Below are 26,621 nucleotides of genomic sequence, written 5' to 3' on the forward strand. Positions count from 1 at the left end.
ACCTCTTAAATACACCACAACAACGTGCCGGATTCATATCCGCCGCGTGCAGGTTTAGCTCGCTGGTGTACTCAGAGAGTGTAAAAATCATTTTGGGGAGAACAAATTAGTGCGTCCGCTACGGATTAACGCGGGCTAAATTGGAGAGACGCCACTATGAAGAAAATACTGGTGTTCTTCTCCTGACTTGTCAATGTAAAAGAATATGCCAGTCACCTGCGGATCGCCCATAGTAATAAAATACCATTGTTCCCGCTCAAATTTTATTGGACAAATCGCATGGTCACCAAATTTGTTGAGCCACCACAACTCGTTTGTTGTATCCAACGACGCTCTTGATAAACCATCATGGATGTACCGCACCTTAACAGTATCTTCATCCCATGAATAGTTGCCAGGCTTATCAAACTCTATCCTGTTGGGCGGATCAGGCGGTCTGCCTATCGGGTGATGTATATTGCAGGAAGTCGTGTAAATGACGGTATATTTAACCGGATGGTTTTTGTCACCTATTAAGTCAACCTGAATTTTCTCAATTGAAACTCCGTTAATGAAGTCTCGATTTGTCGAAATACAGTTCTTTGTTATTTTTATCTCTGGCGGCGCAAAGGCGCTAAAAAAAGAGTGAAAAAAATAAAGCCCACCTGCGATAACCAAAGCTATTACAGAAAGCCTAATGGCAGCCATCTTAGTTTTTTTTGTCATGATGGAAGATTTAGATCGATCTCGCAAGTTGAATCTCCTAACTTTTTTATAATATTATGCATTCAAACTGGAACTGATCATGCTGTTGTTCCCTCCTCACACAGTCTTCCGGGACATAAAAACAGACCAAACAATTCAATTCTTTCCAGATACGGAAGGTAACAAATTGATATGGAAAACTCCTGGTGCTGATAGATTTGGCACATACCAGTTGCTCAAAGATCGCCTGGAAATTTCATTTAATTATGCCAGGGAGGAGACATACCTGCTTATTATTCTTCAAATGGAAGAAGATACGATCACCGCTTTCAGATTAAAAGACCGCTTGGGAAGGGAAACTGATTTCCTGAAAGTGGTGTAAAGGAAAATCTGGCGCGCTTATACGCGTATCGGATTTCTCCGGAGCAGGAGGTTGAAGTATTTCTGGTTTATCGGCTGAAGGTGATTCCAAACCCTCTTTAAAAGAAAAAGGGAACACCATCAAACGATGTGTTCCCTTTAACAATATCAAATGTAAGTTGACCCTAATTACGGCCTCCACGTGCGCTCCGGGTATATTGTATACTCCTTTGCGGTGTGGTGGACGAACGTGAGCCGCGGTTAATCTGCCCTCCCTGCGGTCTTGCGGCCGGGGCCGAACTGCGGTTGAACTGACGCTGCGGGCGGTCTGCTGAGCCTGAACTTCGGTTTATCTCGCGGCGTGGTTCTGAAGAAGAACCGCGGTTATATTCGCGCCGGGGGCTGGTAACCGGAGAAGAACTGCGTTCTGCCGGCGGCCTTGTAGTGCGATCAAACTGCCGTGATGGAGTACTCCTGTTCACATTCGGATCACGATCAAACTGGCGTGACGGAGTGCTTCTGTTCACATTTGGATCACGATCAAACTGACGGGGTGTACTCCTGTTCACGTTTGCTTCACGATCAAACTGCCGTGGCCGTGTACTTCTGTTCACATTGGCATCCCGGTCAAACTGACGGGGTGACGTGCTCCGGTAATTAGTACGGTAGTTGTTCACCACCACGCGGTTCCTGCTATACACACTTGCAGACGTTACACGCATCGGGCGATAGATACGCGGGGCCCGCACAACGCGGTGCGTATGTACCACGACATACCTTGGCCGGTAATGATAGCAGATAGGCTGGTAAACATGCCATGCCAACGGCCTCCAGGGACGCCACCACACAGGGTAATGATACCACCTCCAGGGAGATGCCCAAACGGTGTAATAAGGCGCAAACACAAAACGCACTGACGGCCAGAACCACACATTGACGATCACTCCTGATGGAGCGAAAGCGGCGGCATTCGGCCCGTGCGGCCTGTCAGAAAGGGTTTCATCATTAAAAGCAACACTCTCTTCATCCTTGGGCTCCACGATCTTTGATACACCATATATATCCTCGTCCCCCACGATCTGTATCACCGCATGTTCATCTCCTGTTTTCTCCAGTTCTATTACGGCAACGTCCTGGCTTTCTGAGGACGATACCAATGCCTGCAATACAAAGAGCTGCACATCTCCATCTTTTTTATTGACAACGCGGATATAGTCGATATCCCCATCCTGGTTCAGATCAAGATTATTTACACCATTCTCCTTGGTATTCAGCATTTTCTCGAATTCTTGAGGGCTTCCGGCCTTTTTGAACATCTCCAGGGCGCCTTCAAGGCTAAAGTTGTCCCCAGGCAAACCCGTTTCGTCCTGTGCCTGTACACCGGTCGTGAGCAGGAGGCTGATCAGAACGGCTGGCAATGAATGTAATATTCTCATACGATAGGCTGTTGTTTCATTATATAAGACGACTAATTGAGGGAAAAGTTTATACCGGAATTACTGTAGAAATGTTAAATTTTAACTCCAACAGCCTGGTTTAAAGACAATTCTGATAAAATTTTAACCCAATCCCTTCCCATTTCATGAAATTGTCATATTGATGTCCAAAACAGGACGAAGGCAGAGGATGTTTTCAACGTACAAACGACTGGGAGGCAAGGCCCGGCTGCACCGTTGTTTCAAGAAAAAAGAAATGGTATTTTGGAAAAAACTGATTACAAATTACAACCAGCGGCTATTTCCTGAAACCGCCTTAAATAATCATTTCTTACCATGCAAAGGCACACTTCCGTATTCGCAATTGTTATACTCATGTTGGTATCATTCTGCAACAGCCAGGCACAGGATATACAGGTTATTAAAAAACGGGTAGTGGGCGACCTGCTGGAACCTTCGGTAAACAGCAACGCCATTACGCAACTGGTACAATCCATCCAACCGGACGGCACCTGGCCGGGCATCAATTATAAAGATGTGTCCCGCACAGGTTTTCAGCACAAAGACCATTTGGAGAACATGCTGACGCTGGCCCGTGTCTATAAAAAGCCCGGCTCCCCTTTCTTTGGAGACGCTGCGGTAAAAAAGGCTTTCTCAGCGGCGCTTGATTTCTGGCTGGCCCATGACTTTAGGTGCGACAACTGGTGGTGGAATGAAATGGGCACGCCAAACCTTATGATCAATACTTTGCTGGTGATGGACAGCAGTCTTACGGAAAAACAAAGAACGGAGGGGTTAAAGATCGCCCGCAGGGCAAATCTTGAAACCTTTGGCGCCCGCCCTGGCGGCGACCTTATGCCCATTGCCGGCATGTTGGGAAAACAGGCGTTATTCACCAACAGCCCGGATACGCTGAAACGGGTTATAGACGTAATGGCCAGGGAAATAAAAATCAGCACAGGCCGGGGCCTCAAACCGGATATGAGCTTTCACCATCGTACGGACAATGTGATCTCCATCCTTACGTACGGCAGCAATTTTGCCGGCTCTTTTGCCTACTGGGCAGCCAGGATACACGGCACACAATTCTCTTTCCCCGAAACATCCATGAAACTCCTTGTTGATTATTACCTGGATGGCATCTGCCAGGCACTCATCTACGCTACATACCCCGATCCCGGCGCCATGAACCGTGATATCAGCCGCCGGAACGCACTGGAGAAAGAAGATATCAGCCTGCCGCAGAACCTTCTTGCCGCTACAGACTATAGGGCGCCGGAGCTGGAAACCGTCATCCGCGCCCGGAAAGGGGAAATAAGATACAACCGGACAAGGGACCGCTATTTCTGGTATTCGCATTATTATACGCATCAGCGCCCCGGTTATTACGCATCTGTGCGTATGCATTCCGCCCGCGCGAATAATATGGAAGAGCCGCACAATGAAGAAGGTATTAAAAACCATCATTATGGCGACGGCTCCCTTTTTATTTCGCGCACCGGTCATGAGTTCTTTAATATTTTCCCCGTATGGGACTGGCAAAAGATACCAGGCACTACGATCCTGCAAAAAACAGACGTGCCCCACTGGCGCCAGCTGGCTAAAAAAGGGCGGACTGATTTTTCCGGCGGCCTGAGCGACGGCGTGTATGGTGTGGCTGCATTTGATTTTGCCAGTGTGCACGATCCGCTCAAAGCACACAAGGCATGGTTCTTTTTTGATAATGAGATCGTATGCCTGGGCGCGGGTATTCATGCGGACACGGCTTTGCCTGTACTGACTACCCTGAACCAGTGCCTGCTGAACAACCAGGTGATCGTTGGGGCCAATAACAAAACCACCACATTAAAAACCGGCAAACATGTATTGCCTGCCGTATCCTGGGTGTATCACGACAGCGTGGCTTATATCTTCCCGCAGCCGGCAGGCGTAAATATCAGCAATGGGGAAGCTACCGGCAGCTGGCGACGGATCAACCACCAGGCCTGGGCTACAGAAGAAACCGTGAAGGAAAATGTATTTGCCCTTTGGCTGGATCATGGTGTACAGCCGCAAAATGCCGGTTATGCATGGATTGTGGTGCCAGGTATAGATGCGGCTTCCGCAGCAGCCTACAGTAAAAAAACGCCGGTAAAGATTCTTGTAAATACCCCGGACCTCCAGGCTGTACAACATACCGCATTGCAAAGGACCGGGATCGTTTTTTACAAAGCGGGTACCGTCAGGATCAATGATAAACTGACGCTGGCCGCTACAGCACCTTGCCTCGTAATGATCAATGCGAATGGAGCAGTTGCCGGCAGTATTGCGGTTTCAGATCCCACTCAGAAATTAACGGCTCTCCAGATAAAAGTAAATGAACGTATCATTGATGTATCATTGCCGAAGGGCGATGACAGCGGAAGCACGGTGATGGTACGATAAAGTGTATCAGTATCTTTTTGAATATTATTTTCTGAAAGGAATCACCATGTTCCAGGACCGCGTAGCATTGTTAAAGCCGCCGGGGCCGTCCATCGTTGCAAAAAACAGATAGGCGGGCCTGTTATTCTCAAAAAGAATAAACGGGCGTTCCAATTGTCCCTGCATTTCAGTTTTCCCGTCATTCCAGGCTACTGTGCGGGAATAGGCTTTGGGGTCTTTGTCCATCGTCCATTTCAGGCCGTCTGTTGAATGTGCTGAAACACCGCCTCCTTTTTCGCCGGTGAATTTTGCCACCTGGTCTTTGAAGATAACATGGTAACCGGTAGCGTCTTTCCACATAAAAGGATCTTCCGCTTCGCCCTGCGCATCCACTCTGAAGATGGGCTGGTCATTATTCAGTACCTTATAAGGGCCATGTATAGACGGAGCTTTCGCAACACCAAGGCTCATATGCGAATGTGTATTCCCTTTATGCCCCCTGCCTTTGAACATGATCAGCACAGAGCCATCGTCGTGCACCACGGCGGTGGGATTGGAGGTGAGGAAGCTGTAAAATGTGTTGGGTTTGACGGGAAGCACGGGCTGGTCCAGCCGTTTCCAGGGGCCATATGGAGTTTCGGACACGGCGACACCCACGCGTTTATTATTCCTGGCGGCGATACACCAATGGCTTTGCAGCGTGAGTTCCTTCGCCCGCGGATCTTCGAAAGGGTGGGTGGAGCCCATGTAAAACAGGATATATTGCCCTTTGTGTTTAACGATCTGTGGATTATGGGTGGCGCGGCCGTCCCAATACTGGGCGCCCCGGGCAGGTAATGCCACATCGGAAAAAGTATAAGGCCCTTCCGGTTTATCCGCCACGGCGTGCACCACCTCCGACGCCACCATCCATCCCGGATGAAAGATCAGCGAATCCGGCCAGCGTGATGCAAAAAGATGATATTTATTGTCATATCCCTTTACCGCGGAACCGCACCATACCCAATATCCTTTCATGGAAAAACCGCCGCCGCGGGGAGCTTCGCCCAGGTTGTGAAATATGATGTTGGAGGATTGCTGTTTCAGCTCCGGGAGGTTATCTATTTTTTGTGCATAGGCCGCTACACAAAGCAGCATTGCCGCTAGTACAAGAAGTTGCTTCATAACGTTGGAATTGGGCGGTAAGATAATAAATATGCTCAAATAATCTTTTCCCCGCTGCCTTGTTACAAATCCCTATTTCTTCAACTTCCTGTTCAGCTTACCCTGGAGGTCGGTAATAAGACTAACACTCTCCGTCAGCCGGTCATAAGCCGCGACGCTTTCCACCGCAAGGTCCTTTTTGCTCACCTCCATCCCAGCCAGGAAGGCTTCGAGGTGTGACAGGAAACGAGGCTGTTCGCTATAGATGGCATTGTATATTTCGTCGTTCAGTTTATCTCCTTCGGCTCTCAGGTCTTCGCTTACGAGGTTGGAGATACCGCGCATTTGCGCCATCACGGTACTCATCTTTATTTTAAGCGACTCCAGTGCGTTGTTATCCCGTTTCCCCGGCGCGGCGTTGTGTCGGATCAGGCTGTCGGAAAGGGTTTTCCTCGTTTTCAGGTAACCGCTTAATCCAAACTTCAGTTCTTCAAGGCGATCGTACAGTTCCGCCCCTCTGTCCTGCGAAAAATACTTGTCCACGTTCGTGTTCATTCCTTTGATCCACTTGTGAAGGCCTTGTGTTACATCCGTAACGGTGGCTGTTTGAGCGGATTGTGCAAATGTACGGGCGGGGAGAAGCAGCAGAAAAAAGAGTACCAGCCTGAGGTGTATCCTGTTAACGTTCATTTTTACATTTTTAAGTCTTTGCCAGGGAAAAACATGTCTCGAAAATTAATGAATTTATCGGACATGAGGCTGAACACAAGATTTAAAGAAAAGTGAAATTCCGGCGGGGGAATTCTTTTTTTCGGATGTTGTTTTATATTACAGGAAATATTTTTAGTTGAATCTCACAGAAGATCAGATATTATCCCTCGCCCCGGACGATTCCTCCAAAAAAGCCGGGAAAGACCTTGCGAACCCCTCCAAATGGGTTACCAAAGGCATCAGTGACCAGGCTTTGTGGGGCGAATGCCAGGGCAGCGGCAGCAAGCCGTATCAGACGCAGATAGACACTGCCAATATCGCTTTCAAATGTTCCTGCCCAAGCCGGAAATTTCCTTGCAAACATGGTTTGGGATTGCTGCTGCATCACAGCCGGCAGCCGGATGCATTCAGCCGCACAGCGGAGCCTGCCTGGGTGACCGAGTGGCTGGGCAAACGCGCGGATACGCAGCAGAAAAAAGCAACCCGTGAAGACAAACCCGTGGACGAAGCCGCCCAGCAAAAACGCCAGCAGGCACGGCAGCGGAAAGTCGCGGATGGCATTGCCGAATTGCGTTTATGGCTGAAAGATATCGTCAGGAACGGGATATTAAACATTCCGTCCAAAGGCGCCTCCTGGTTCGACAACATGGCCAAACGAATGGTAGATGCCCAGGCCGGCGGCCTGGCGGGGATGGTACGCGGCCTTGGCGAAACGAACTTCTACGCGGACGGCTGGCAGTCCGAATTTATGGCCAGGCTCGTGAATATCTACCTTGTAATAGAAGGATATACGAACGGCGACAGCCTTCACGAGGCGCTACAGCAGGATTTGCGCACCCTGATCGGTTTCCCGCAAAACCAGGATGAGCTGAGAGCACAGGCCGGGATTACAGACACCTGGCTCGTAATTGCAAAACAGACCATAGACACCGACAATATCACCACCGAACGGAACTGGTTGTATGGCATGAACTCCGGCCGTTATGCGCTGGTTTTGCAGTTTATCATCCGCGGCCAGGGGGCGGAGCTGTCTTTGACGCCCGGTTTGAACCTGGAAGCGGAACTGGTGTTTTTCCCCTCAGCCTCCCCTTTAAGAGCGATCGTAAAGAGTCAATCCGCCTCAGGAAGGACCGGTAAACCGGAAGGCCTGGAAAGCTGGCTGAAAGTAGCCGAAGCGGAAACAGCTTCCGCGGCCGCATTGCCGGTAAGGAGCGAACGGCCGTTTGTAGTAAAAGCCCTGAAACCGGTGCAATATAACAACAGCTGGTGGCTGCAGGATGAAACGCGGCATATGATGCAGCTGAAAAACAGGTATAACACTTTCTGGAAACTGCTTTCCCTCAGTGGAGGACAGGCGATGGATATGGTGGTGATAGGAAAAGAAGATCAATATGAAACGGTGGCCGTTTGGCATAATAACGAGTTTACGATCCTGTAAGCCGCGTTGCCGGTAAACTATAGTAATGCAATGAAATTCTGGGACGACATTCTCAACACAGCCATGCTGGGCACAGATAAACAGGCGGCCTCGCCTGCGGGGCTTCCATCCGCGCTGGAGGAAGCTGAGAAAAAGATCCGTGGGGGCAAAGATCCGGACAGGGAGGAAATATTCCTGGGCTTTGCCGCCCTGATACTCAACTACAGGCAATGCGGGTTTACGCCCATTCAGGCGGAACAGGCGGCAATCGCTCCGGCGCCGGATGAAGAAAAACCGTACTGCAATTCTTCCGCCACTCAGGCACTCAAAGACATTCTCAGCGAAGACAGCATACCGCTGCTTACTTTCTGGCTCCAGCACTGCGATGCCAGCGGGAAGATCGTGCGTCCCGAAATGATCCCCGTGCTGCTGGATACGGGCCTGAAAAATAAAAAGCTGAAACGGCTCATCAGCAGCTGCTGCGGCAAAAGAGGGGAGTGGCTGGGCAGGTTCAATGCCGACTGGAATTATTCGCAAAGCCTGCCCGCTGAGGAAGTCTGGCAAGCCGGCACCGCGGATCAGCGGAAACTTATCCTCCGGGAAACGAGGCAGCAGGCCCCCGCGCAGGCAAGGGAATGGCTGCAACAAACCTGGGCGCAGGAAGATGCGGCCGCTAAAACAGCTTTCCTTGAATTATTTGAAGTGAATATTTCAGCAGACGATATCCCCTTCCTCGAAAGCCTTTCCTCCGAAAAAAGCAAAAAAGTAAAAGAACAGGCGCAGCTGCTGCTGAAACAAATACCCGGATCGGCCGTAGTGCTGCAGTACCAGGCTGCGTTGCAGCAGATCGTATCGCTGAAAAAGGAAAAAACAATGCTGGGCCTGGGCAGCAAAATGGCGCTGCATTTCCAGTTCCCGGTCAATATCCCGGAGGATGTGTATAAATCAGGCATCGAAAAACTCAGCAATATCAAGGGAATGTCCGACGATGAGTTTATCATGTACCAGCTTGTTCGCTCCGTACCACCTTCCTGCTGGGAAATGTTGCTGGGGCTTTCTCCGGACAAAGTCATTTCATTTTTCCAGGAAGACGCGACCGGTAAAAAACTGATCCCTTCCCTTGTACTGGCCATTTGCAATTTTAAAGACAAAGGCTGGGCGATGGAATTTGTGCAGCACAGTGCCGTATTTTATATCGATCTGCTGCCGCTGCTGCCGTTGGCCCAGCAGGACATTTACAGCAAAAAATTCTTTGAGAAACACGAAGATGTTATCATCGAACAGGCAGTGAGAAGAGAAGCCGGCTGGGATATGGAGTTAACCAAACTGATCTTCCGGCATATCGCTAAAAACCCTTACCAGTATTACCGTTCATTCTTTAACCAGCATATCCACCTGATACCGCCCGCGATTGTGGGCGAGCTGGAAAAATGCGCGCCGGCGGAGCCTCACCTGCAAAGCATGTGGAGCACGTCCTGCGAATACATCATGAAACTCGTTTCTATAAAATACCAGACACAAACATCCTTTAGCTAATAAACCATCTATTATGTCAACTTTATTACGTCAGCATGCGGAAGCCCAGTTTGCCCAGGAGCTGGAGGAACTCGGCAAACAGGATCATGAAAAGCGCCCTGAAAACTGGAAACTTTCCCCGCAGTCGGTAGTCACTTACCTGATGGGCGGCAAGCTGAAAAACGGTTTTGAAATATCTCCCAAATATATCGGCAACCGGCGGCTGATGGAAATCGCCGTGGCTACGCTTACCACAGACCGTGCTTTGCTGTTGTACGGTCTGCCCGGTACGGCCAAAAGCTGGGTGAGCGAACACCTTGCCGCCGGCATCTGCGGCGATTCCCGGCTGATCGTGCAAGGTACGGCGGGCACCGGCGAAGACGCCATCCGTTACGGCTGGAACTATGCGCGCCTGCTGGCGGAAGGCCCCAGCGAAAAAGCACTGGTGGAAACGCCGCTGATGCGCGCGATGAAAACCGGCAGCATCGCGAGGATCGAAGAGCTGACACGTATCGGCGCGGATGTGCAGGATTCGCTGATCACCATCCTGTCTGAAAAAACGCTGCCCGTTCCGGAGCTGAACACGGAGATACAGTCTGTTAAAGGGTTTAATGTCATCGCTACTGCAAACAACCGCGACAAAGGCGTGAATGAGCTGAGCAGCGCGTTAAAACGCCGTTTTAATACCGTTATCCTGCCCGTTCCCGATTCTATGGACGAGGAGATCGATATCGTGAAAAGAAGGGTGGAAAGTTTTGAAAAAGTAATGGCCCTGCCGGCGGAAGCGCCTGCTTTGGAAGAGATCCGCAGGATCGTTACCATCTTCAGGGAACTGCGCAGCGGTGTATCCCTGGATGGTAAAACGAAGATCAAACAGCCCAGCGGCACACTCAGCACCGCGGAAGCCATTTCCGTGATGAACAACGGGCTATCTATGGCCGCTTATTTCGGCGATGGCAGGCTTACCGCCAGCGACCTGGCCGCGGGAATTACCGGCGCGATCGTAAAAGACCCTGTGCAGGATAAACTGGTGTGGCAGGAATACCTCGAAACGGTTGTGAAGCCCAGGGACAACTGGAAAGACATTTACAGGGCATGCAGGGAGCTGCTGTAAACCTTATCATTCATTCAAAAGCCCCTTGCGGGCAATGTAAATATGGCGATTCATATACTTGGCATCCGGCATCATGGCCCCGGTTCCGCCAGGAATGTAAAAACATTCCTGGAATCGGTTAAGCCGGATATTGTGCTGGTGGAAGGCCCGCCTGAAGCGGACGGTATTTTGCAATGGGCCGCGCATGAGGAAATGAGGCCGCCGGTGGCAATATTGTGTTACCAGCCCGATAATCCCCGCCAGTCCAGCTTTTATCCTTTCGCGGAATTTTCTCCTGAATGGCAGGCGATCCTGTATGCAAAACGGCAGAACATCCACATCCGTTTTATGGACCTGCCGGTGGCGCATCAATACGCCCTGGAGAATGAAGCGCAGGCAGCAATTTCATCCCAGCCTGAAAATGCCGGACAGGAAACCGCTCCTTCACCACCCCAGGACGAAAACACAACAACAGTTCCGGGCCAGCCCGCGATTGAAAATGAAGTGCTGCATGAAATACCTGTCCGATATGATGTAGCATCACTGGCCCATGCGGCCGGTTATGATGATGGCGAAAAGTGGTGGGAGCATATGTTCGAACACCGGGCGGATAACCAGGATATATTCACCGCCGTCATGGAAGGCATGGGCAGCCTGCGCGAAATCTACGACGGAAAGGACAATAAGCTGGAACTGCTTCGCGAAGCGCATATGCGAAAAGTGATTAGGCAGGCTGAAAGAGAAATGTTCCAGAACATCGCCGTGATCTGTGGCGCATGGCACGCTCCCGCGCTGCACAACATGCCCCCGCAAAAAGGCGATAACGAATTGCTGAAGGGTCTTAGCAAAGTAAAAACAGAATGTACCTGGGTACCCTGGACAAACAGCCGCCTGAGCCTCTACAGCGGTTATGGCGCGGGCATCAATTCTCCCGGCTGGTACGAGCACATCTGGCATCACCAGGAGGATGACGGTACGAAGTGGCTTGTAAAAGTCGCCAAGCTGTTCCGCGAAAAACAAATGGACACCTCGGTGGCTCATGTGATAGAAGCCTCCCGCCTGGCCAATGCCCTGGCTGCTTTGCGCAACCTTCCCAAAGCTGGCCTGGAGGAGCTGAACGAAGCCACGTTGAGCGTGCTCTGCGGTGGTGAACCGGTATTGCTTTCGCTGGTACAGGCTGAACTGATTGTCAATAACAGGATAGGCGAAGTGCCGGTGGATATTCCCAAGCCGCCTTTACAACAGGATATTGAAAAAATACAGAAACGCCTCCGCCTGCCGGCTGCCGCGGATTGGAAAGATTACCTGCTGGACCTCCGTAAAGAAAACGACCTGGAACGCAGCGTCTTCCTGCACCGCCTGCAGATCCTTGAGCTGAAATGGGGTCACCGGTCTGATGTAACAGGTAAAGGGACCTTTAAGGAACAATGGCGCTTACAGTGGGACCCCGGCTTTTCTGTCGATATTATCGAAAAAGGCGTATGGGGCAATACCGTAGAGGAAGCAGCAACCGGATACCTGGTGCACCTCGCCAAAGAAGCGGCGGACCTGCCTGCTGTTGGGAAACTGCTGGAAGCGGCCATCCCCGCGGAACTGCCGCTTGCCGTGGATGCATTGATCCAACGGATCAATAACCTTGCTGCGGCCAGCAGCGATGTAGTGCAGCTGATGGAAGTATTGCCCGGCCTGGTGGAAGTAAGCCGTTACGGCAACGTGCGCAAAACGGACGCAGCGCTGGTGATGGGCATCGTGGAAAGCATGACGGTACGCATATGCATCAACCTGCCGCCCGCCTGCCAGGCCATTGACGAAGACGCCGCCGCGCATTTGCAGGCGCTTTTCCCAAAACTCAACGACGCTATCAATCTCCTGCAACACGGGGAGCTGACCGGGCAATGGGAACAGACTTTAAAGGTCATCTCCCAAAACCAGGGCACTGCTCCCGTGCTGGCCGGTTATGCCACGCGTTTGCTGGCAGACCGGAAACTGCTGACTGGTGACGAACTGGTGAAAGCGTTTTATTACGCCATGTCTTCCGCAAGTGGCCCCGGCATTGCAGCCGCCTGGCTGGAAGGTTTCCTCACGGGCAGCGGCGCCATCCTGCTGCTGGACAATGATCTCTGGGGAGTGGTAAGCAGCTGGGTGGAACAATTGGAAGAAGACATGTTTATAGAAGTACTGCCGCTGCTGAGAAGAACGTTTTCCAACTTCTCCCGCCCTGAAAGAAAAAAACTCGGGGAAATGGTAAAACGCGGCGGCCGCGCGGCGGTGCCCGTAACGGAGAAAAGTTTCGACGGGCAACGCGCGGAACAGGGAATACCCGTTGTGATGGCATTATTAGGTTTACAACATTAATGAGCGAACATGAGTGAAGATCAACAAATGCGGAAATGGCGCCTGATCCTGGGTGGTAACCAAAGCGACGGAACAGATCACCCTCTGAACCCGGCGGACCTGCAGCTGGATAAAACACTGGAAGCGTTGTACGACAGCGACCGCAGCGCGGGCCTAGGGGCTTCGTCGCCGAATGTGAACCGCTGGCTGGGAGATATCCGCTCTTTTTTTCCGAATACCGTGGTGCAGGTGATGCAGAAAGACGCGATGAAAAGGCTGAACCTCACGCAGATGCTGCTGGAAAAGGAAATGCTGGAAAACGTGGACGCAGATGTTCATCTCGTAGCTACCCTGATGACGCTGAGCCGTGTGATACCCGATAAAACGAAAGATACCGCCCGCCAGGTAGTACGCAAAGTAGTGAACGAACTGATGGCGAAACTGGCGCAGCCCACACAGCAGGCTATCGCCGGCAGCCTGAACCGTTCCGCCCGCAACTCCCGTCCAAGGCACAACGAGATCAACTGGCACGCCACGATACAGAAAAACCTGAAACACTATCAGCCCGAATACAAAACCATTATTCCCGAATCGAGGATAGGGTATGGACGCAAAAGGACATCGCTGAAAGACGTCGTCCTGTGCATCGACCAAAGCGGTTCCATGGGCACTTCCGCTGTGTATTCGGGTATTTTCGGTTCGGTAATGGCGTCTATCCCGGCTATCAAAACCAAAATGGTGGTATTTGACACAGCTGTGGTGGATCTGACAGAAGAACTTACGGACCCGGTGGAACTATTGTTTGGCGTACAGCTGGGTGGCGGTACAGATATCAATGCCGCGCTCACTTATTGCCAGCAGATCATTACCCGTCCGCTGGACACGGTATTGGTACTGATTTCAGACCTGTACGAAGGCGGGAACCAGGATGGAATGAGAAAACGGGCAACTGAACTGGCCGCGGCAGGCGTGCAGGTAGTTGCACTGCTGGCTTTGAATGATGAAGGCGCTCCTGCGTATGATCATGGCAATGCGCAGTTTTTCTCCAACCTGAACATCCCTGTATTCGCCTGTACCCCGGACAAGTTCCCGGACCTGATGGCTACGGCCCTCAGCAAGCAGGATATTGGCCAATGGGCAGCCAAAGAAGATTTCGTGTTAAAGAAGTAATTTAACACCCATGTACACCTGCCGCAAAACGATCACTGTTATTGTATTGTCCGCCTGGATAATGTCCTGCCGCACCGCTCACGAGCTACCTTTGCCGCCGAGACCGCCACAGGCCGTTTCAGGCAACGCCTTTTACCGGCAGGTGGACAGCATGAAATGGAATACCCGAGAGCCCATAGCGCTGAAAGAAATATTATCCGGGAATGTGCCCGCCTTTCTCCGGAAGCTGGTACCGGTGCATACATCCATCACCGGCGCCAATGGCAAAACCATCACCGCCACCTATTACGTAACGCCCGATTACCTGTCCATCGGCGGTAATGACGATTTTGCAAGGATACCACTTACTCCCATGACGGCTCAACTGATCGCGGACAGCCTGCAATGTTTCCTGCCCACACGGAAAATGGTCAATGATATTTACCTCGCCGCAAAAGTGAAACCTGAGCCGGTACCGCTGTATGCCTTCCGCGACAGCGCCATTATCTTCTGGCATCATCATATGATCATAGAAGGGCAGCGGAAAGGGGAAAAGGGCCTGATTGCGGGAATAAAAAAAGACGTGGTGATCAGCAGCAAAGTCTCCCGCGATCCGCGGCCGGAGCGCGTGGCCATTTACGGCTGGCATAAACCGGATGGCAAACCCATCCAGCCGTTGTATACCGGGCATGTAAACTGGTACGTGGATTATTCACACGGCATCAGGCTGGTATACCGGAAAATAAAAGTGGATAAACAGTGGATGGACTACACAGAAGTGTTGAGACACCCGGTGTATAAAACCTTATTGTGCGATGAGGATGAGTGTGATTATTTCCGGTATGGTCAGTGATTGGGGGACAGGCAGGTTTCGGCATAATCCAGGATACCTTTACGTCTCGCTGTGGAAGCGGAACAATATTTTTACGGTACGCATCTATTTTAGTGTTCCTGTATACACCTTTGTTTCGTAGCTGATCTTTATAAAACCGTTCTCTTTGTATTTGTCAAATAACTGCTCCAGGTCCTGCATCATGGCTGGATAACCGGCGTCGCTGTTCAGTGGCATATAGGACGAGGAAGACAGCCGGCCTTTAAGGCCGTCAAGGTCAAATACCTGTTCGTTGGTAAATATCTCCAGTTCCACGGCATGCGGGGTGAAAAAGGCCTTGAGGTGCGCCATGTCTATATTCCGGTGCTGCACTTTTACATAATCTTTACCATGGTGGTTGATCAATACTTCATATTCCTGTTCAAAAGGAGTGTGCACCCTGCGTTCGTTCCAGATCAGCACGGCCAGTCCGCCCGGCTTTAATATCCGCTGGAATTCCGTTTTGCTTTTCTCCACATGGAACCAGTGGAAAGCCTGGCCCGCAATCACCGCGTCCACACTTGCCGTTTGGAGCGTAGTGTCTTCGGCGGTGGCGTGCACGGCATGAAAACCGGGATATTTCCCCAGGGTTTCCGTGGCTTTGTCCAGCATCTCCATATTAGGCTCCACAGCCATGACCGTATAACCCGCTTTGAGGAACAATGCAGTGGATATGCCCGTTCCCGCGCCTACATCGGCCAGCGTCTTATCAACCCCGAGGCCGTGTTTTTCCTGGAGGTATGTAACGACCTGCGCAGGATAACCGGGGCGGAATGCGGCGTAGTTTTCTACGCGGTTGTTGAACCTTTGTGTATTGTCCATACCTAAAGTTCCTTAAAATTTGCCAAATGACTGCCCAATGAATTGTTCCAGCCGTTGCCGCGTGAGGGTCTGATTGCCGCGGTAAAACTCTTCTTTGTCATTCAGCCTGGCGAGAGAAGCGGTGGATTGAAAGGCGAGCCATTCCACAAAGCTTTCCCTGTTAGTAAACTTTGAAGGAATCATCATTCCGCCGTCATACAATTCACCGTAGAGGTATTCGCCTTTGTCGTTTTTCTCCAGCCCCATCCCGCAGTAATCACGGTGGGAATAACCGAGGGAATGCCCTTCATCCAGTTTGTCGGCTACGAGGCCGGCAAGATAATACCCGAAGTATTCCGTGTCAGAAGCGAGTTCCCGCAGATAGGATTGTTCCACTGAATATTGTTTTGTACCAAGATAGTCAAACCGGAAATGAAAAAAAACTGGCGCCATTGTAACTTTTTCATTTTCACATGCGTTTAAACCGTATTGCTTACTTAGGGTACTTAACCTGACTATTAAAAATCGGAACACCATGATGAAACACACACTCCGGGTGCCTGGGAAGGCCCTGCTCGCCACTGCTTTGTTCGGAATTTTCCTGGCAGCCTGTAATGATGACGATTCTCCGACTCCTCCGCCAAAACGCACCAAGGAGTACGCCTTCACTGTATCTACCGGCACCGGCGGCGGTAAAGTAACTGCCAAAGAACTTACTGACAGCACGTTTGACCTGATCCTGCGGATCGACAAATCCACCAGGGACACTACGTATAAGTTCGATCTGTACAAAGGCAAAAAGGAAGACGGTACACTGGAACTATTCCAGACCATCGGATCGATTAAGAGCGAAACCACCGGCGCGGCCATAGAAGCCAAATGGGCCGGCGTAAAAAGTGTAACGGTGGATGGCGTAACGAAGAAATTTAACTACGACAGCCTGCTGAAGTACAAAGCGTTCGCACGCGTGGCGTTTGTAAGGAAAGATGTGACGCCCAACAAGGATAGCATCGTGGCGATTGGAAACATTGGCGGAAGCGCACAATAGCCCCTTATTTTTAGTTGATATCGAAAAAAGAGAGCTGTACTCCCATTGGGTACGGCTCTTTTATTTTGTCTTTGCCGTAAGCCGGAAAAAGATCTCCCTGCGTATGCTGAAACCCATGTGTTCATACAGCCTGATAGCCCTTTCGTTCGTAGTGCCGGTATGCAGGAAAGGGATCTTACCCGATTCGAAGTGCCGGTTGACAAGATGGGTGATGAGCTGCTGTGCATATTTGCGGCCGGTGAAATCCGGGTGTGTGCAGATGGCGCTTAACTCACTGAAGTTATCCGTTCTCATCCGTTCCCCCGCAATGGCCACCAGCCTGCCTTCCTGGCGGATGCCGTAATAATTGCCCATCCGGTGCGTGTCCGGCAGGTAATAGGCCGGCATCACGAGTTGTACCAGTTCGTACATCTCGCGGCTGTTCTTTTCTCCCAGCGGCTCAACGTCCGCTGTGAACGGATCTTGTATGGGCGACTGGCAAACCATCTGTACGCAGGCCAGCTCGTTTTTTATTTCCCAGCCATCCGGCAGAGGCGGCAGATCGCCGATGATAAAAAACTGCTCTCCCGTTTTCATCAACGGGTCCAGGGAAGCCGTTGCCGCTTCGCTGGGCTCTGCAAATCCTACAAATGAAACAATATCGGGCTGGTATCTTTTCGCCAGCTCCGACCCGAGGGCAAATTCCCGGTGCTGGCTGTTGAGCGCACTCCAGGCGGGGTTGTCCAGTACTGAATATTTATCTTTCATATCGGCTCTTCTTTTTTATTCGTTGATCATTTCCGTACTTATACCGCCAAATATATGACAAAGTGATGCAGGTGAAAACAAAAAAGCGGCACTCTCCGGCGCCGCTTTTTTGTTTGTTATAATATGATCTGATAGTTGTTTTATCTGGCCTGCTTCTTAAAGACAGGATTTCCCGCGAGCGGGCCTACATCTGCCGGTTTCAGCATTTTAACCGTCACGGGTTTTACCGAAACCTGGTCTGCTCCTGCATCCAGGGGAGATGTGCGGGGCTGCCCGTCCATATCGGCCACGATGCCCGCGTAACTTCCTTTGGCCGCTCCTATCGCGGGGCTGCCTTTCTGTAAATGGTAGATCCCGGCTTTGTCCTTTTGCAACATGGGATTCACCTGTACAAAACCCGAATCGGGCAGCTGGCCGGCGCCTTTTGTATTGTAGATGATATTCCCTTTGAAGGAAGGGTTCAGGTACAGCGGCCCCTGGATGGAAGCCGCTTCATTCCCGCCCTGGATGACGTTGTAAGCAAGGGTGATAAACGTGCTGCCGATGCCGTTCGGCCGGATGGTACGGGTGATATTGTCTTCATTATCCACCAGCGTATTAAAAGCGATCAGCACACGGTCCGGGCGGTCGTGGGAGGTGAGCGGTGCTCCGTCTGCCACTTCCGCGCCGCCATTGCCGATATTGATGGCGGGATTGCAACGTTCGAAATAATTGCTGAAAATGATATGATCGTCCCCGAAAATGCGGAGGCCCGGCGTGAGCGTGAAATAATTGCCATACACCTTGCAGAAATTCCCGTGACGAAGGGTGAACTGCGCTTTGCAGTCGCGGATAGTGTTGTAACGAAGCGTCACCGCTGAAGCTTTTACGGAGATCAGTTCATTTTCCCCTTCACATTGCTCAAAAAGATTGTATTCCACGATGCTGTTGCTGGAAGACAGGCTGTAACCGCTGAGGCCGAACTGGAACGCTTCCGCGCCGTTGCCGGTCTGTTTGGTAAAGTCCACAAAATAATTGTGGTGTATCCAGAGGCGCTCCGCAATCTGTTTACCTGTTCCCCTCACGCCAATAAACTTCCCCAGCGTGCGTTTATGCTGAAAGGTATTGTAATCCACCTGGTGGTCGCTGCCCATGATGGTAAGGTAGTTTCCTTCCCCCGTGGTCTGGAACACGTTCCTGGTCCAGCGGCAGAAAGTGGTGCCGGGCTCCATCTTCGCCTTGTCTGAAGCATGGGTGAACTTAAACCCGATGACCTGGATATACGAAGCAGGACTTACGATCCGGAAGCCGCCCGCGCCGGTGATCTCTACTTCTCCGGGCATCTGCGCGCCGATGACGATAGGTTTGGCGGCCGTCCCGGCTTTGTTGACAAGAATGTCTTCGGTGGTGGTATACACTCCTTTTTTCAAAAGAATGACATCCCCGGGAAGGGCGTTGCTGATGGCGGTCTGCAGCTCCGCAATGGAACCAACAATCACGGTTTTTGCCAATACGGTCTGGCAGATCAGCAGGCATAGGCTGATGAAAAGACTTGTTTTCTTCATGTGGAATTTTATTGATCTTAAAAATACGCTTATTTATATTTCATGAAAATACCTATCTCCCGGATCCTGATAGCATATTAACCGGTTCAAGCCCTGATCAAGTCCACCTCATCTCCACCTCAACTCCGCCTTCCCTGTACCTCTCCTATAGGTACCATATAGGTTTCCGGTAATTACGCGGTAATTTCCACGCAAAAAGCAAAATACTATCATGCCGTTTGCCGGGCTTACTGTCCGGCCAGCCGGAAAGGAAACTAAAGCCTCCGCCTGTTAAGGTTTTTACAATCATCACCGTGATTCATATAAAAATTTCTTATACATAAGTTCTTTTCATAGTTTAGCAAAGCAAAAAATCAACCTTATGAGGAACCGCATGCGCCCACTTCTTGTCTGCTTCATATTATTGATGACCGGGCTGGCCGTCCAGGCACAGGATACCGCAAGGTTCAAACGTTTGCCCGGCGATTCCAGCCGGCGGCGGTTTGATTCGGATTCCAGCAGGAGGGGAGGGGATACCTCCCGCCGCAGGGGAGGAGGCATGGGCATGGCTTCCCTGTTTGCCGATTCCGCAAAAATGACCAGCAGCGATTACCAGCAGCAAATCGAAAATACTTATGTAATACTCAACAATGTTGAGAATAGAAGCGAGTTGCCCATCGGGATAGAGCTGGTAGCGATCAGGCTGATGGACAGCGATTCGGTGCTTTCCGTGCTGAAGGACAATGTGCTGAACAACAGCCGGGCGCTGAACCTGCGTAATTTACAAGTGTTCCGCACCCTGTTGCAAAACATCCAGCTGGACCTGCGGGAGCACCGGAAGCTGCTGGACAGCACGGAAACCAAACTGAACAATCTCCGCGCCAGCCTGAAACCATTGGCAGGCGATACCGTACTGCGCCAGCTGTTGCGGGATTCCGTACTGCGCCAGGAGTTTGCGCCGCAGCTCAAGGACATGCGCGAAGCCTTCAGGGGCAGCACCCGTGCGCTGCGGGAAAGCCTGGCAAGGGTGAACAGCCTGCAAACGCACACATCCGCCAATGCCATCACCACCAGCAAGCTGCTGGAAAAAGTGAACAACCTGCTGAATACTTCCGCGGCAAGGGTATTCGGGAAAGAATATAACTACCTCTGGGAAAGAGATACCATCCACGTTTCCGCAGGCACCCGCTCTTCTTTTGGTAAAGCATACGAAGGTGAAAAGAAGGCGCTGGACTATTATTTTAAAGACAGCGGCAACAAACGCCTTTTCCTGCTGCTGATCGGTCTGTTGTTTTTTATCTGGATCTTCCGGAACATCCGCACCATCCGGCGCCACGACGCAACGGGCAGCATCAGCGACCTGGGTTTTGTATACCTGCCTTCAGGGTACATTGTTTCTTCCTTTATCGTAATGTTCGCCATCGCGCCGCTCTTCGATCTGCATGCGCCATCCGCGTATATAGAGTCCATGCAGTTCCTGCTGATCGTGATCCTTACCATCATCTGCTGGAAAAAGTGGCCGCGCCGGCTGTTCCTTTACTGGATTGCCATGGTGATCCTGTACATCTGTTTTTCTTTCACGCACCATATGGTGGACCCCGGCCTGGGCCAGCGCCTGTGGCTGATCCTGCTGAACGGGTTGTCCATCCTGTTCGGTGTGCTGTTCCTTTCCAGGATGAAGGATCACCTGCACCTGAAAGGGTTTTTGCGGTATGTGATCATCCTGCACAATGTGATGAATGTGCTGTCCCTGTTGTGTAATCTCTGGGGAAGGGTATCCCTCGCGCAGATCTTCGGCAACGCCGCCATATTTGCTTTCACACAGGCCATCGGCCTGGCGGTGTTCAGCAAAATATGCATGGAGGCTATCCTGCTGCAGATCGTAGCCAGCCGCGTGAAACGTGGCGTACAAAGCCGCATCGATTACCAGCCGGTGCTGGATAGCTTCAGGAGACCAGTACTTTTCCTCGTGGTGATATTGTGGCTGATCGTGTTCACCACCAACCTGAATATTTATACCGTCGTGCTGAACGGGCTGCTGCAGGTGATGCAGACGGACCGCAGCATCGGCAATGCAACATTTACCATCGGCGGTATCCTGCTGTTTTTTCTCATCATCTGGATTGCGCACCTGTTGCAGAAATATGTGGGTTACTTTTTCGGGGATGCCGGCCTGGACGAAGAGATCAGCAACAAAGGCCAGCGCAACCGCCTGCTGATAGCAAGACTGGTACTGCTCTGCCTCGGCTACCTGCTGGCTGTGGCGGCCTCCGGCGTGCCGGTGGACAAGATCACGATCGTGCTCGGCGCCCTGGGCGTTGGTATCGGTCTGGGCCTGCAGAATATTGTGAACAACTTTGTGTCCGGTATCATCCTCATCTTCGACCGGCCTTTGCAGATCGGCGATGTGGTGGAGATCGGCGATAAATCCGGGAAAGTAAGGGAGATCGGTTTACGTTCCAGCACACTGATGACGCAGAACGGCGCGGAAGTGATCATTCCTAACGGGGATATCCTTTCACAGCAGATCGTGAACTGGACCCTGAGCAATAACCAGCAACGCCTTGATATGGAACTGACGGTAACCGGCAGCAATGACATGGAAACAGTGTCTACCGCGGTTAAGAAGGCTATCCAGGGCTCGAAGTTTATTTTTGAGAACAGGGAGCCGCAGGTACTGTTCACCAAAGTGCATGAGAACGGGTTTGATCTGAAAGCATACTTCTGGTGCAAGGATGTGGCGCGGTCCGAGGAAGCGATGAGTGAAATCCTGCTGCTGATGCACAAGGGGTTGAATGCCGCAAATCTCAGTATTGAATAAAAAATATTTTCAGGTATTAAAAAAGGGCGGTTCTACTGAACCCGCCCTTCGTTTTTATAAACAGGTTTGGATCGTCATCATCCGGCATTAGCGGGAGCTGAGCCGGACGAGGCTGAGCCTCCGAAGAATGACTTGATGTCTTCACCGGTATCGCCGGCATTACATCCGCTGCCGCCGGACCAGTTACCGATCGTGTAAGGCACCGTCACGCCTACTTCCCGTATGCATTCAATACCAAAGGTGCTGCAATTGTAGGAGTTCATGTTGAAGTCCATGGAAGGGCTGTTGTTGATCACATCCAGCAGCAACTGCAACTGGTAGCCGGAAATGTACGCATCCAGTTTGGCATCGTAACTATTGCCCTCGGTGTTGCCGATCACGCTTTGGGTGCTGGGCGAAAATACATTCACCGATACGTCGGGGAATAACCCGAGGGACCTGCGCACGATGGTGCCATTGATGTCCTGCTCGATGGTGATGAAGGTATGGCCCATATCGTAGCCGGAGGAAGTGTTCCTGGTGCCGGGTACCGGCTGATCCACATAAATGGTCACTTTAGCATCGTAAGAGGTGTTGAAATGGCTCAGGTAGGTGGTCAGGTTGGTAACGGGGTTGCCGGGCTGATAATGGCGGAGGCTGGGCACCGGGCCACTTGGCGGGTTTTCCGGTTCTTCAGGTTCTTCGCCGCCACCGCCGCCGGGGTTGCAGGCAGGATTGGAAGGATCTTCCCAGCAGGGGTCATCTTCCACCCACACCATTTCGCATTCTTCCACGATAATCAGGTAATCAAGATACCAGTCGCTGCACTCTTCATACTCCACATAACCCTGCCCCGGCTCATCCACCATAATGTAGATACAATCCTGCGACCATATCTCGATCACTTCCGTGATCTCGCACTGCTCTTCCCAGCGGGCATTCGGATCGCGTTGCGGGAGCTTCATGTTTTTGCTGATCTTCATTTTGGCTACCACGCGGCCACCCCTCACTTTCAGCAGGCTGTACGGATTGCCGTCCACCGTGCGGTTCACCAGGAAACCGGAAAAGTCCTTGTCCAGTTTTTTGAGGGTGTTGTGGCTGGCGTCGTGGTTATGCCTTGCCATGTAAGCCGCATCGGGCACAAAGGATACGATGCGTTCGGTAATGCGCCCGTCTTTGTCCATGTACATGATCAGCCGGTCGAAGTTCCCGAGATCGCCCATCGCGGGAGCGGCCCTGCCGGCGGTGTCTTTCCGGGTGCTTTGCCTGGCCGTGAGCAGCTGGCGGTTGCCCCAGTAAGCCGGCACTTCGACGATCTGGTATTCGCCCGTGGTATAGGTTTTGGCTTTGGCCCACATGGGGTACAGCTTGGAGGTTTTGCCCGGTTTGGCGGCGTTGCGCTGCTCCATGGACGGGCGGATGGATTTGTAAAAATGTTTGCGGGCTGCCTTTTCGTCAAATAAAGGCGCTGTGCTTTTTTCCTGTCCGGTGTGCGTTTTTTCCTTCCGGCAGGCCAGGAAGGTGCCGGCGCCAGCCAGCAGCAGCACGAAAAGGATCACAAAAGGGGATCTGATTTTCATAACGGGGATTTTAAATTATAAATGGTAAACAGAAAAGATGTGGGCTATGCTTCCGGGCTCTCGTCAGGTAATCTGGGTTAAAAAAGGTATCAGGGTCACGGGTATCAACAATCGATTGCAATATAAGCGGCGGATGGGGAAAATACAAACATGGGCGGGATAAAATTCCTCCGGAAATAAATTATATTGGGAATAAGTATTCCACTTATGAAACATTGTCTGTCCCTGTCCCTGGTATTCTGTCTCCTGTATTCCTGCGCCCGCCGCCCCGAATCGGTTAACCAGGCTTTAGACCTCGCAGGCGCCAACCGCGCCGAACTGGAAAAGGTGATCCGGCATTTTGAGAAAGACCCGCAGCAGCTCAAAGCGGTTTATTTCCTCCTGGCCAATATGCGTTATCATTTTACCTACGGAGGTGAAGAGTTGCAGCAATACGGCTATATTTTTAACGTGCTGGATTCCCTGCATACGAACAAGATCAAAGTGCCCGTCACTTCCCCCATCGTACGAGGGGCCTGGGATTCGCTGGTACGGCTGCATGGCATGCCTGACCCTGCGGATGCGCAGCAGTTGCCTGATCTGCTTTCCATTAAGGCGGACCTGCTGATCCCTCATATCACGGAATGTTTCCGCGTCTGGAAAGAAAACCCCTGGTGCAGGAACCTCAGTTTCACGGAATTCTGTGAGCTGCTGCTGCCATACCGCATTGCCCATGAGCAGCCCGAACCAGTGCACGCACGTTTGCAGAAAAGGTTCGGCCCCCTGCGCGACACCACGAAGGCTACGCGCCGTTTCGATTTCGGGGCGCAGTTCAACCAGCAGGTGCGGGCTTTTATCGGGCTGAATCATACCATGCGCCTTTATCCTTTTGATATGAGCATTACCCAGATGGAAAAAGCCCGCAGAGGTTCCTGCGCGCACCTGGCGCAGTACGAGGCGATGGCCATGCGGGCAAACGGGCTGCCGGTAGGTATTGATTGCACTCCCATGTGGGGAGATCTTGACCGGGGCCATGAATGGAATGTGATGCTGATGGAAGACGGGAAATATTTTCCTTTTGATGCGGGCGGCGCGGGCTTTGGCGGTATCGATTCCTGTCCGTACCGTTTCAGCAAAGTGTTCCGGAAAACGTTCGCGGCGCAGACAGAAAACATACCCGGTAGCGGAGATGTACCGCCTTTCCTGGTGAACAGGCTGCAGAAGGACGTTACGGCGGATTATACGAAGGTGAGCGATGTGTCCGTAAAACTCACGCGCACCGCCGCCATCCAACGGAAGTACGCCATGATCTGCACTTTTAAGACCAAAACCTGGGCGCCGCAGGCATATGCGCCCATCAAAGACAGTGTGGCCACTTTTACCAATATGGGACGCAACCTGCTGTATATCGTGATGTATTATTACGGCGGCAATTATTTCCCCGCCACCGAACCTTTTATTCTCGATAAAGAAGGCAACATCCGTTACCTGCAACTGAGGCCGGAAGGCCAGGATATGCTGCTGCTCAGGAAATACCCGCGCCTGCAGGGCATGTTTAACTATATGAAAGCCATGGTAGGCGGCCGTTTTGAAGGCGCGAACCGGCCGGACTTCAGCGACGCGGAGCTTTTGTATATGGTGAAAGATGTGCCGGACAAAGTGGAAACGGCTGATGCGCTTTCCCGGAAACCTTTCCGTTATGTCCGTTTCCTCTCGGCCCGTGGCGTAAAGGCCAATGTGGCGGAGCTGGCGTTCCTGGATGATGCCGGGAAGCCGCTGAAGGGGCAGGTGAAAGGTTTTCCGGAAGTGTCGCAGGCAGAAACCGGCACGGGCCTCGGCAATGTGTTCGACGGTGATCTTGAGACGTATTATAACGGCATGAAAGACAGTGTGTGCTGGATGGGGCTTGATCTTGGGAGGGCGCAATCTGTGGCGCGTATCCGTTATTGCCCGCGCAGCGATACCAATTTTATACTGGATGGGGACGAATATATCCTCCGTTACTGGGACGGCGAAAAATGGCGCGAAGCGGCCCGGCAAAAGGCATCCGGCCAGGCGCTTCATTTCAGCAACATCCCTTCAGGCGGCGTTTATATCCTGAAGAACATGTCCCGGGGGAAAGAAGAAAGGATCTTCACTTACGAAAACGGAAAGCAGATCTGGTGGTAATCCTTATTTTTGAAGAGTGGAAAAATCAACGGAAACTTCAATCTTCAGTCCATTCCTCGACGCCTGGAACCTCATCCCCGATGGTGAAATGATCGTAACCCATGGCAGCCGCCTGCTGCCTGTACGGCAGGATGGCGTGCCCGCGATGCTTAAAATAGGAGAAAAGGAGGACGAGCGTTTCGGCGCATTGATGATGAGTTATTGGGATGGCGAAGGCGCGGCAAAGGTGCTGGCCCGGCAGGATAATGTGATGCTGATGGAAAGGGCCATGGGCAAAAAGTCGCTGCTGCAGATGGTGCGTAACGGGCAGGACGAAGAAGCCACGCGTATTATCTGCCAGGTAGCCGGCCGCATTCATCTCCCCCGGAATAAACCTTTGCCGGAACTGGTACCGCTTGATCAATGGTTCAAAGAACTGTTCCGCCACGCGGACAAATACGGCGGCATTTTCCCCTCAGCCGCCGCTGCCGCGCGCAACCTGGTAGCAGACCAGCAGAATATCGTTCCCCTGCATGGCGATATCCACCACGAAAACATCCTCGATTTTGAAGAGAGGGGCTGGCTGTTGATCGATCCCATGCGCCTCATCGGCGAGCGATACTTTGATTATGTGAACATTTTCTCCAATCCCCTTGAACTTGAGTTTGTTACAACGCCCGGGCGGTTTGAGAAACGTTTTGAGATCATCACCCAAATGGCGGGCCTGGAGCCCAAACGGTTACTGCAATGGATATACGCCTGGTCCGCCCTCTCCGCCACCTGGATACTGGAGGATGGGGATGATGCCTCCATAGACCTGGCCGTGGCTGAAATGGCGGCTGCGGCCCTGAAGCGTTGAGCCATCCCCTGAAAGTAGGA

At 51.7% G+C, this 26,621-nt stretch carries 21 protein-coding genes; 12 read left to right on the plus strand and 9 right to left on the minus strand.

Annotation, left to right across the window (positions count from 1 at the left end):
* Positions 1 to 135 precede the first annotated feature (135 nt).
* Positions 136 to 705 carry a hypothetical protein gene (locus tag EG028_RS22600; protein ID WP_120518464.1) on the minus strand — a complete coding sequence of 190 codons (570 nt, stop codon included), beginning with the start codon at positions 703 to 705 and terminating at the stop codon, positions 136 to 138.
* A 79-nt stretch (positions 706 to 784) separates the two neighbouring features.
* Here EG028_RS22600 and EG028_RS22605 point away from each other — a divergent pair, with 79 nt between their 5' ends.
* Positions 785 to 1,066, plus strand: coding sequence for a hypothetical protein (locus tag EG028_RS22605; protein WP_120518463.1), 282 nt, complete (start codon positions 785 to 787; stop codon positions 1,064 to 1,066).
* A 163-nt stretch (positions 1,067 to 1,229) separates the two neighbouring features.
* On the opposite strand, the gene EG028_RS22610 is transcribed toward EG028_RS22605, so the two are convergent.
* Positions 1,230 to 2,480 (minus strand): hypothetical protein, encoded by a 1,251-nt coding sequence (locus tag EG028_RS22610; RefSeq protein WP_123864764.1) that lies wholly within the window; start codon positions 2,478 to 2,480, stop codon positions 1,230 to 1,232.
* Between the two features lie 375 nt (positions 2,481 to 2,855).
* On the opposite strand from EG028_RS22610, the gene EG028_RS22615 reads away from it, so the two are divergent.
* On the plus strand, positions 2,856 to 4,904 hold the full coding sequence (locus EG028_RS22615) for a polysaccharide lyase family 8 super-sandwich domain-containing protein (RefSeq protein WP_162946601.1): 2,049 nt from the start codon (positions 2,856 to 2,858) through the stop codon (positions 4,902 to 4,904).
* Between the two features lie 24 nt (positions 4,905 to 4,928).
* Here the strand turns inward: EG028_RS22615 and EG028_RS22620 are convergent, their stop codons facing one another.
* A complete protein-coding gene (locus EG028_RS22620; protein ID WP_120518642.1) occupies positions 4,929 to 6,047 on the minus strand; it encodes a glycoside hydrolase family protein in 1,119 nt (372 codons plus the stop codon).
* 72 nt (positions 6,048 to 6,119) lie between these two features.
* The gene (locus EG028_RS22625; RefSeq protein ID WP_120518460.1) at positions 6,120 to 6,716 is read right to left on the minus strand and encodes a hypothetical protein; all 597 of its coding nucleotides are present in this window, start codon (positions 6,714 to 6,716) and stop codon (positions 6,120 to 6,122) included.
* A gap of 157 nt (positions 6,717 to 6,873) precedes the next feature.
* Here EG028_RS22625 and EG028_RS22630 point away from each other — a divergent pair, with 157 nt between their 5' ends.
* The 6 genes from EG028_RS22630 to EG028_RS22655 are packed head-to-tail and all read left to right on the plus strand — an operon-like array spanning position 6,874 to position 15,098.
* Positions 6,874 to 8,175, plus strand: coding sequence for an SWIM zinc finger family protein (locus EG028_RS22630; protein WP_120518459.1), 1,302 nt, complete (start codon positions 6,874 to 6,876; stop codon positions 8,173 to 8,175).
* 30 nt (positions 8,176 to 8,205) lie between these two features.
* The gene (locus tag EG028_RS22635) at positions 8,206 to 9,690 is read left to right on the plus strand and encodes a DUF5691 domain-containing protein (RefSeq protein WP_120518458.1); all 1,485 of its coding nucleotides are present in this window, start codon (positions 8,206 to 8,208) and stop codon (positions 9,688 to 9,690) included.
* A gap of 13 nt (positions 9,691 to 9,703) precedes the next feature.
* Complete coding sequence (locus EG028_RS22640; RefSeq protein WP_120518457.1) at positions 9,704 to 10,783, plus strand: ATP-binding protein; 1,080 nt, start codon at positions 9,704 to 9,706, stop codon at positions 10,781 to 10,783.
* 42 nt (positions 10,784 to 10,825) lie between these two features.
* Positions 10,826 to 13,117, plus strand: coding sequence for a DUF5682 family protein (locus EG028_RS22645; RefSeq protein ID WP_120518456.1), 2,292 nt, complete (start codon positions 10,826 to 10,828; stop codon positions 13,115 to 13,117).
* Positions 13,118 to 13,126: 9 nt separating this feature from the next.
* Positions 13,127 to 14,266, plus strand: a complete 1,140-nt coding sequence (locus EG028_RS22650) for a VWA domain-containing protein (RefSeq protein ID WP_120518455.1) — start codon at positions 13,127 to 13,129, stop codon at positions 14,264 to 14,266.
* A gap of 10 nt (positions 14,267 to 14,276) precedes the next feature.
* Positions 14,277 to 15,098 carry a hypothetical protein gene (locus EG028_RS22655; RefSeq protein ID WP_120518454.1) on the plus strand — a complete coding sequence of 274 codons (822 nt, stop codon included), beginning with the start codon at positions 14,277 to 14,279 and terminating at the stop codon, positions 15,096 to 15,098.
* An 84-nt stretch (positions 15,099 to 15,182) separates the two neighbouring features.
* Here EG028_RS22655 and EG028_RS22660 read toward each other — a convergent pair whose 3' ends face one another.
* A complete protein-coding gene (locus EG028_RS22660) occupies positions 15,183 to 15,938 on the minus strand; it encodes a class I SAM-dependent methyltransferase (RefSeq protein ID WP_120518453.1) in 756 nt (251 codons plus the stop codon).
* Between the two features lie 12 nt (positions 15,939 to 15,950).
* The gene (locus tag EG028_RS22665; protein ID WP_123864765.1) at positions 15,951 to 16,313 is read right to left on the minus strand and encodes a hypothetical protein; all 363 of its coding nucleotides are present in this window, start codon (positions 16,311 to 16,313) and stop codon (positions 15,951 to 15,953) included.
* A gap of 139 nt (positions 16,314 to 16,452) precedes the next feature.
* Between EG028_RS22665 and EG028_RS22670 the strand changes: the two genes are divergently transcribed.
* Positions 16,453 to 16,965 (plus strand): hypothetical protein, encoded by a 513-nt coding sequence (locus EG028_RS22670; RefSeq protein WP_120518451.1) that lies wholly within the window; start codon positions 16,453 to 16,455, stop codon positions 16,963 to 16,965.
* Positions 16,966 to 17,025: 60 nt separating this feature from the next.
* Here the strand turns inward: EG028_RS22670 and EG028_RS22675 are convergent, their stop codons facing one another.
* Positions 17,026 to 17,712 (minus strand): GNAT family N-acetyltransferase, encoded by a 687-nt coding sequence (locus EG028_RS22675; protein ID WP_120518450.1) that lies wholly within the window; start codon positions 17,710 to 17,712, stop codon positions 17,026 to 17,028.
* A 140-nt stretch (positions 17,713 to 17,852) separates the two neighbouring features.
* Positions 17,853 to 19,256, minus strand: coding sequence for a polysaccharide lyase 6 family protein (locus EG028_RS22680; RefSeq protein WP_120518449.1), 1,404 nt, complete (start codon positions 19,254 to 19,256; stop codon positions 17,853 to 17,855).
* A gap of 373 nt (positions 19,257 to 19,629) precedes the next feature.
* Between EG028_RS22680 and EG028_RS22685 the strand changes: the two genes are divergently transcribed.
* Positions 19,630 to 22,056: a mechanosensitive ion channel family protein gene (locus EG028_RS22685; RefSeq protein WP_162946600.1), complete on the plus strand. Its 2,427-nt coding sequence runs from the start codon at positions 19,630 to 19,632 to the stop codon at positions 22,054 to 22,056.
* A gap of 77 nt (positions 22,057 to 22,133) precedes the next feature.
* On the opposite strand, the gene EG028_RS22690 is transcribed toward EG028_RS22685, so the two are convergent.
* Complete coding sequence (locus EG028_RS22690; protein ID WP_120518447.1) at positions 22,134 to 23,615, minus strand: hypothetical protein; 1,482 nt, start codon at positions 23,613 to 23,615, stop codon at positions 22,134 to 22,136.
* A gap of 207 nt (positions 23,616 to 23,822) precedes the next feature.
* Here EG028_RS22690 and EG028_RS22695 point away from each other — a divergent pair, with 207 nt between their 5' ends.
* Positions 23,823 to 25,763 carry a discoidin domain-containing protein gene (locus EG028_RS22695; RefSeq protein ID WP_120518446.1) on the plus strand — a complete coding sequence of 647 codons (1,941 nt, stop codon included), beginning with the start codon at positions 23,823 to 23,825 and terminating at the stop codon, positions 25,761 to 25,763.
* Between the two features lie 16 nt (positions 25,764 to 25,779).
* Positions 25,780 to 26,601, plus strand: coding sequence for an aminoglycoside phosphotransferase family protein (locus EG028_RS22700; RefSeq protein ID WP_206614496.1), 822 nt, complete (start codon positions 25,780 to 25,782; stop codon positions 26,599 to 26,601).
* The last annotated feature ends 20 nt before the right edge of the window (positions 26,602 to 26,621 follow it).

Source organism: Chitinophaga barathri (assembly GCF_003807585.1).
GTDB lineage: Bacteria > Bacteroidota > Bacteroidia > Chitinophagales > Chitinophagaceae > Chitinophaga > Chitinophaga barathri.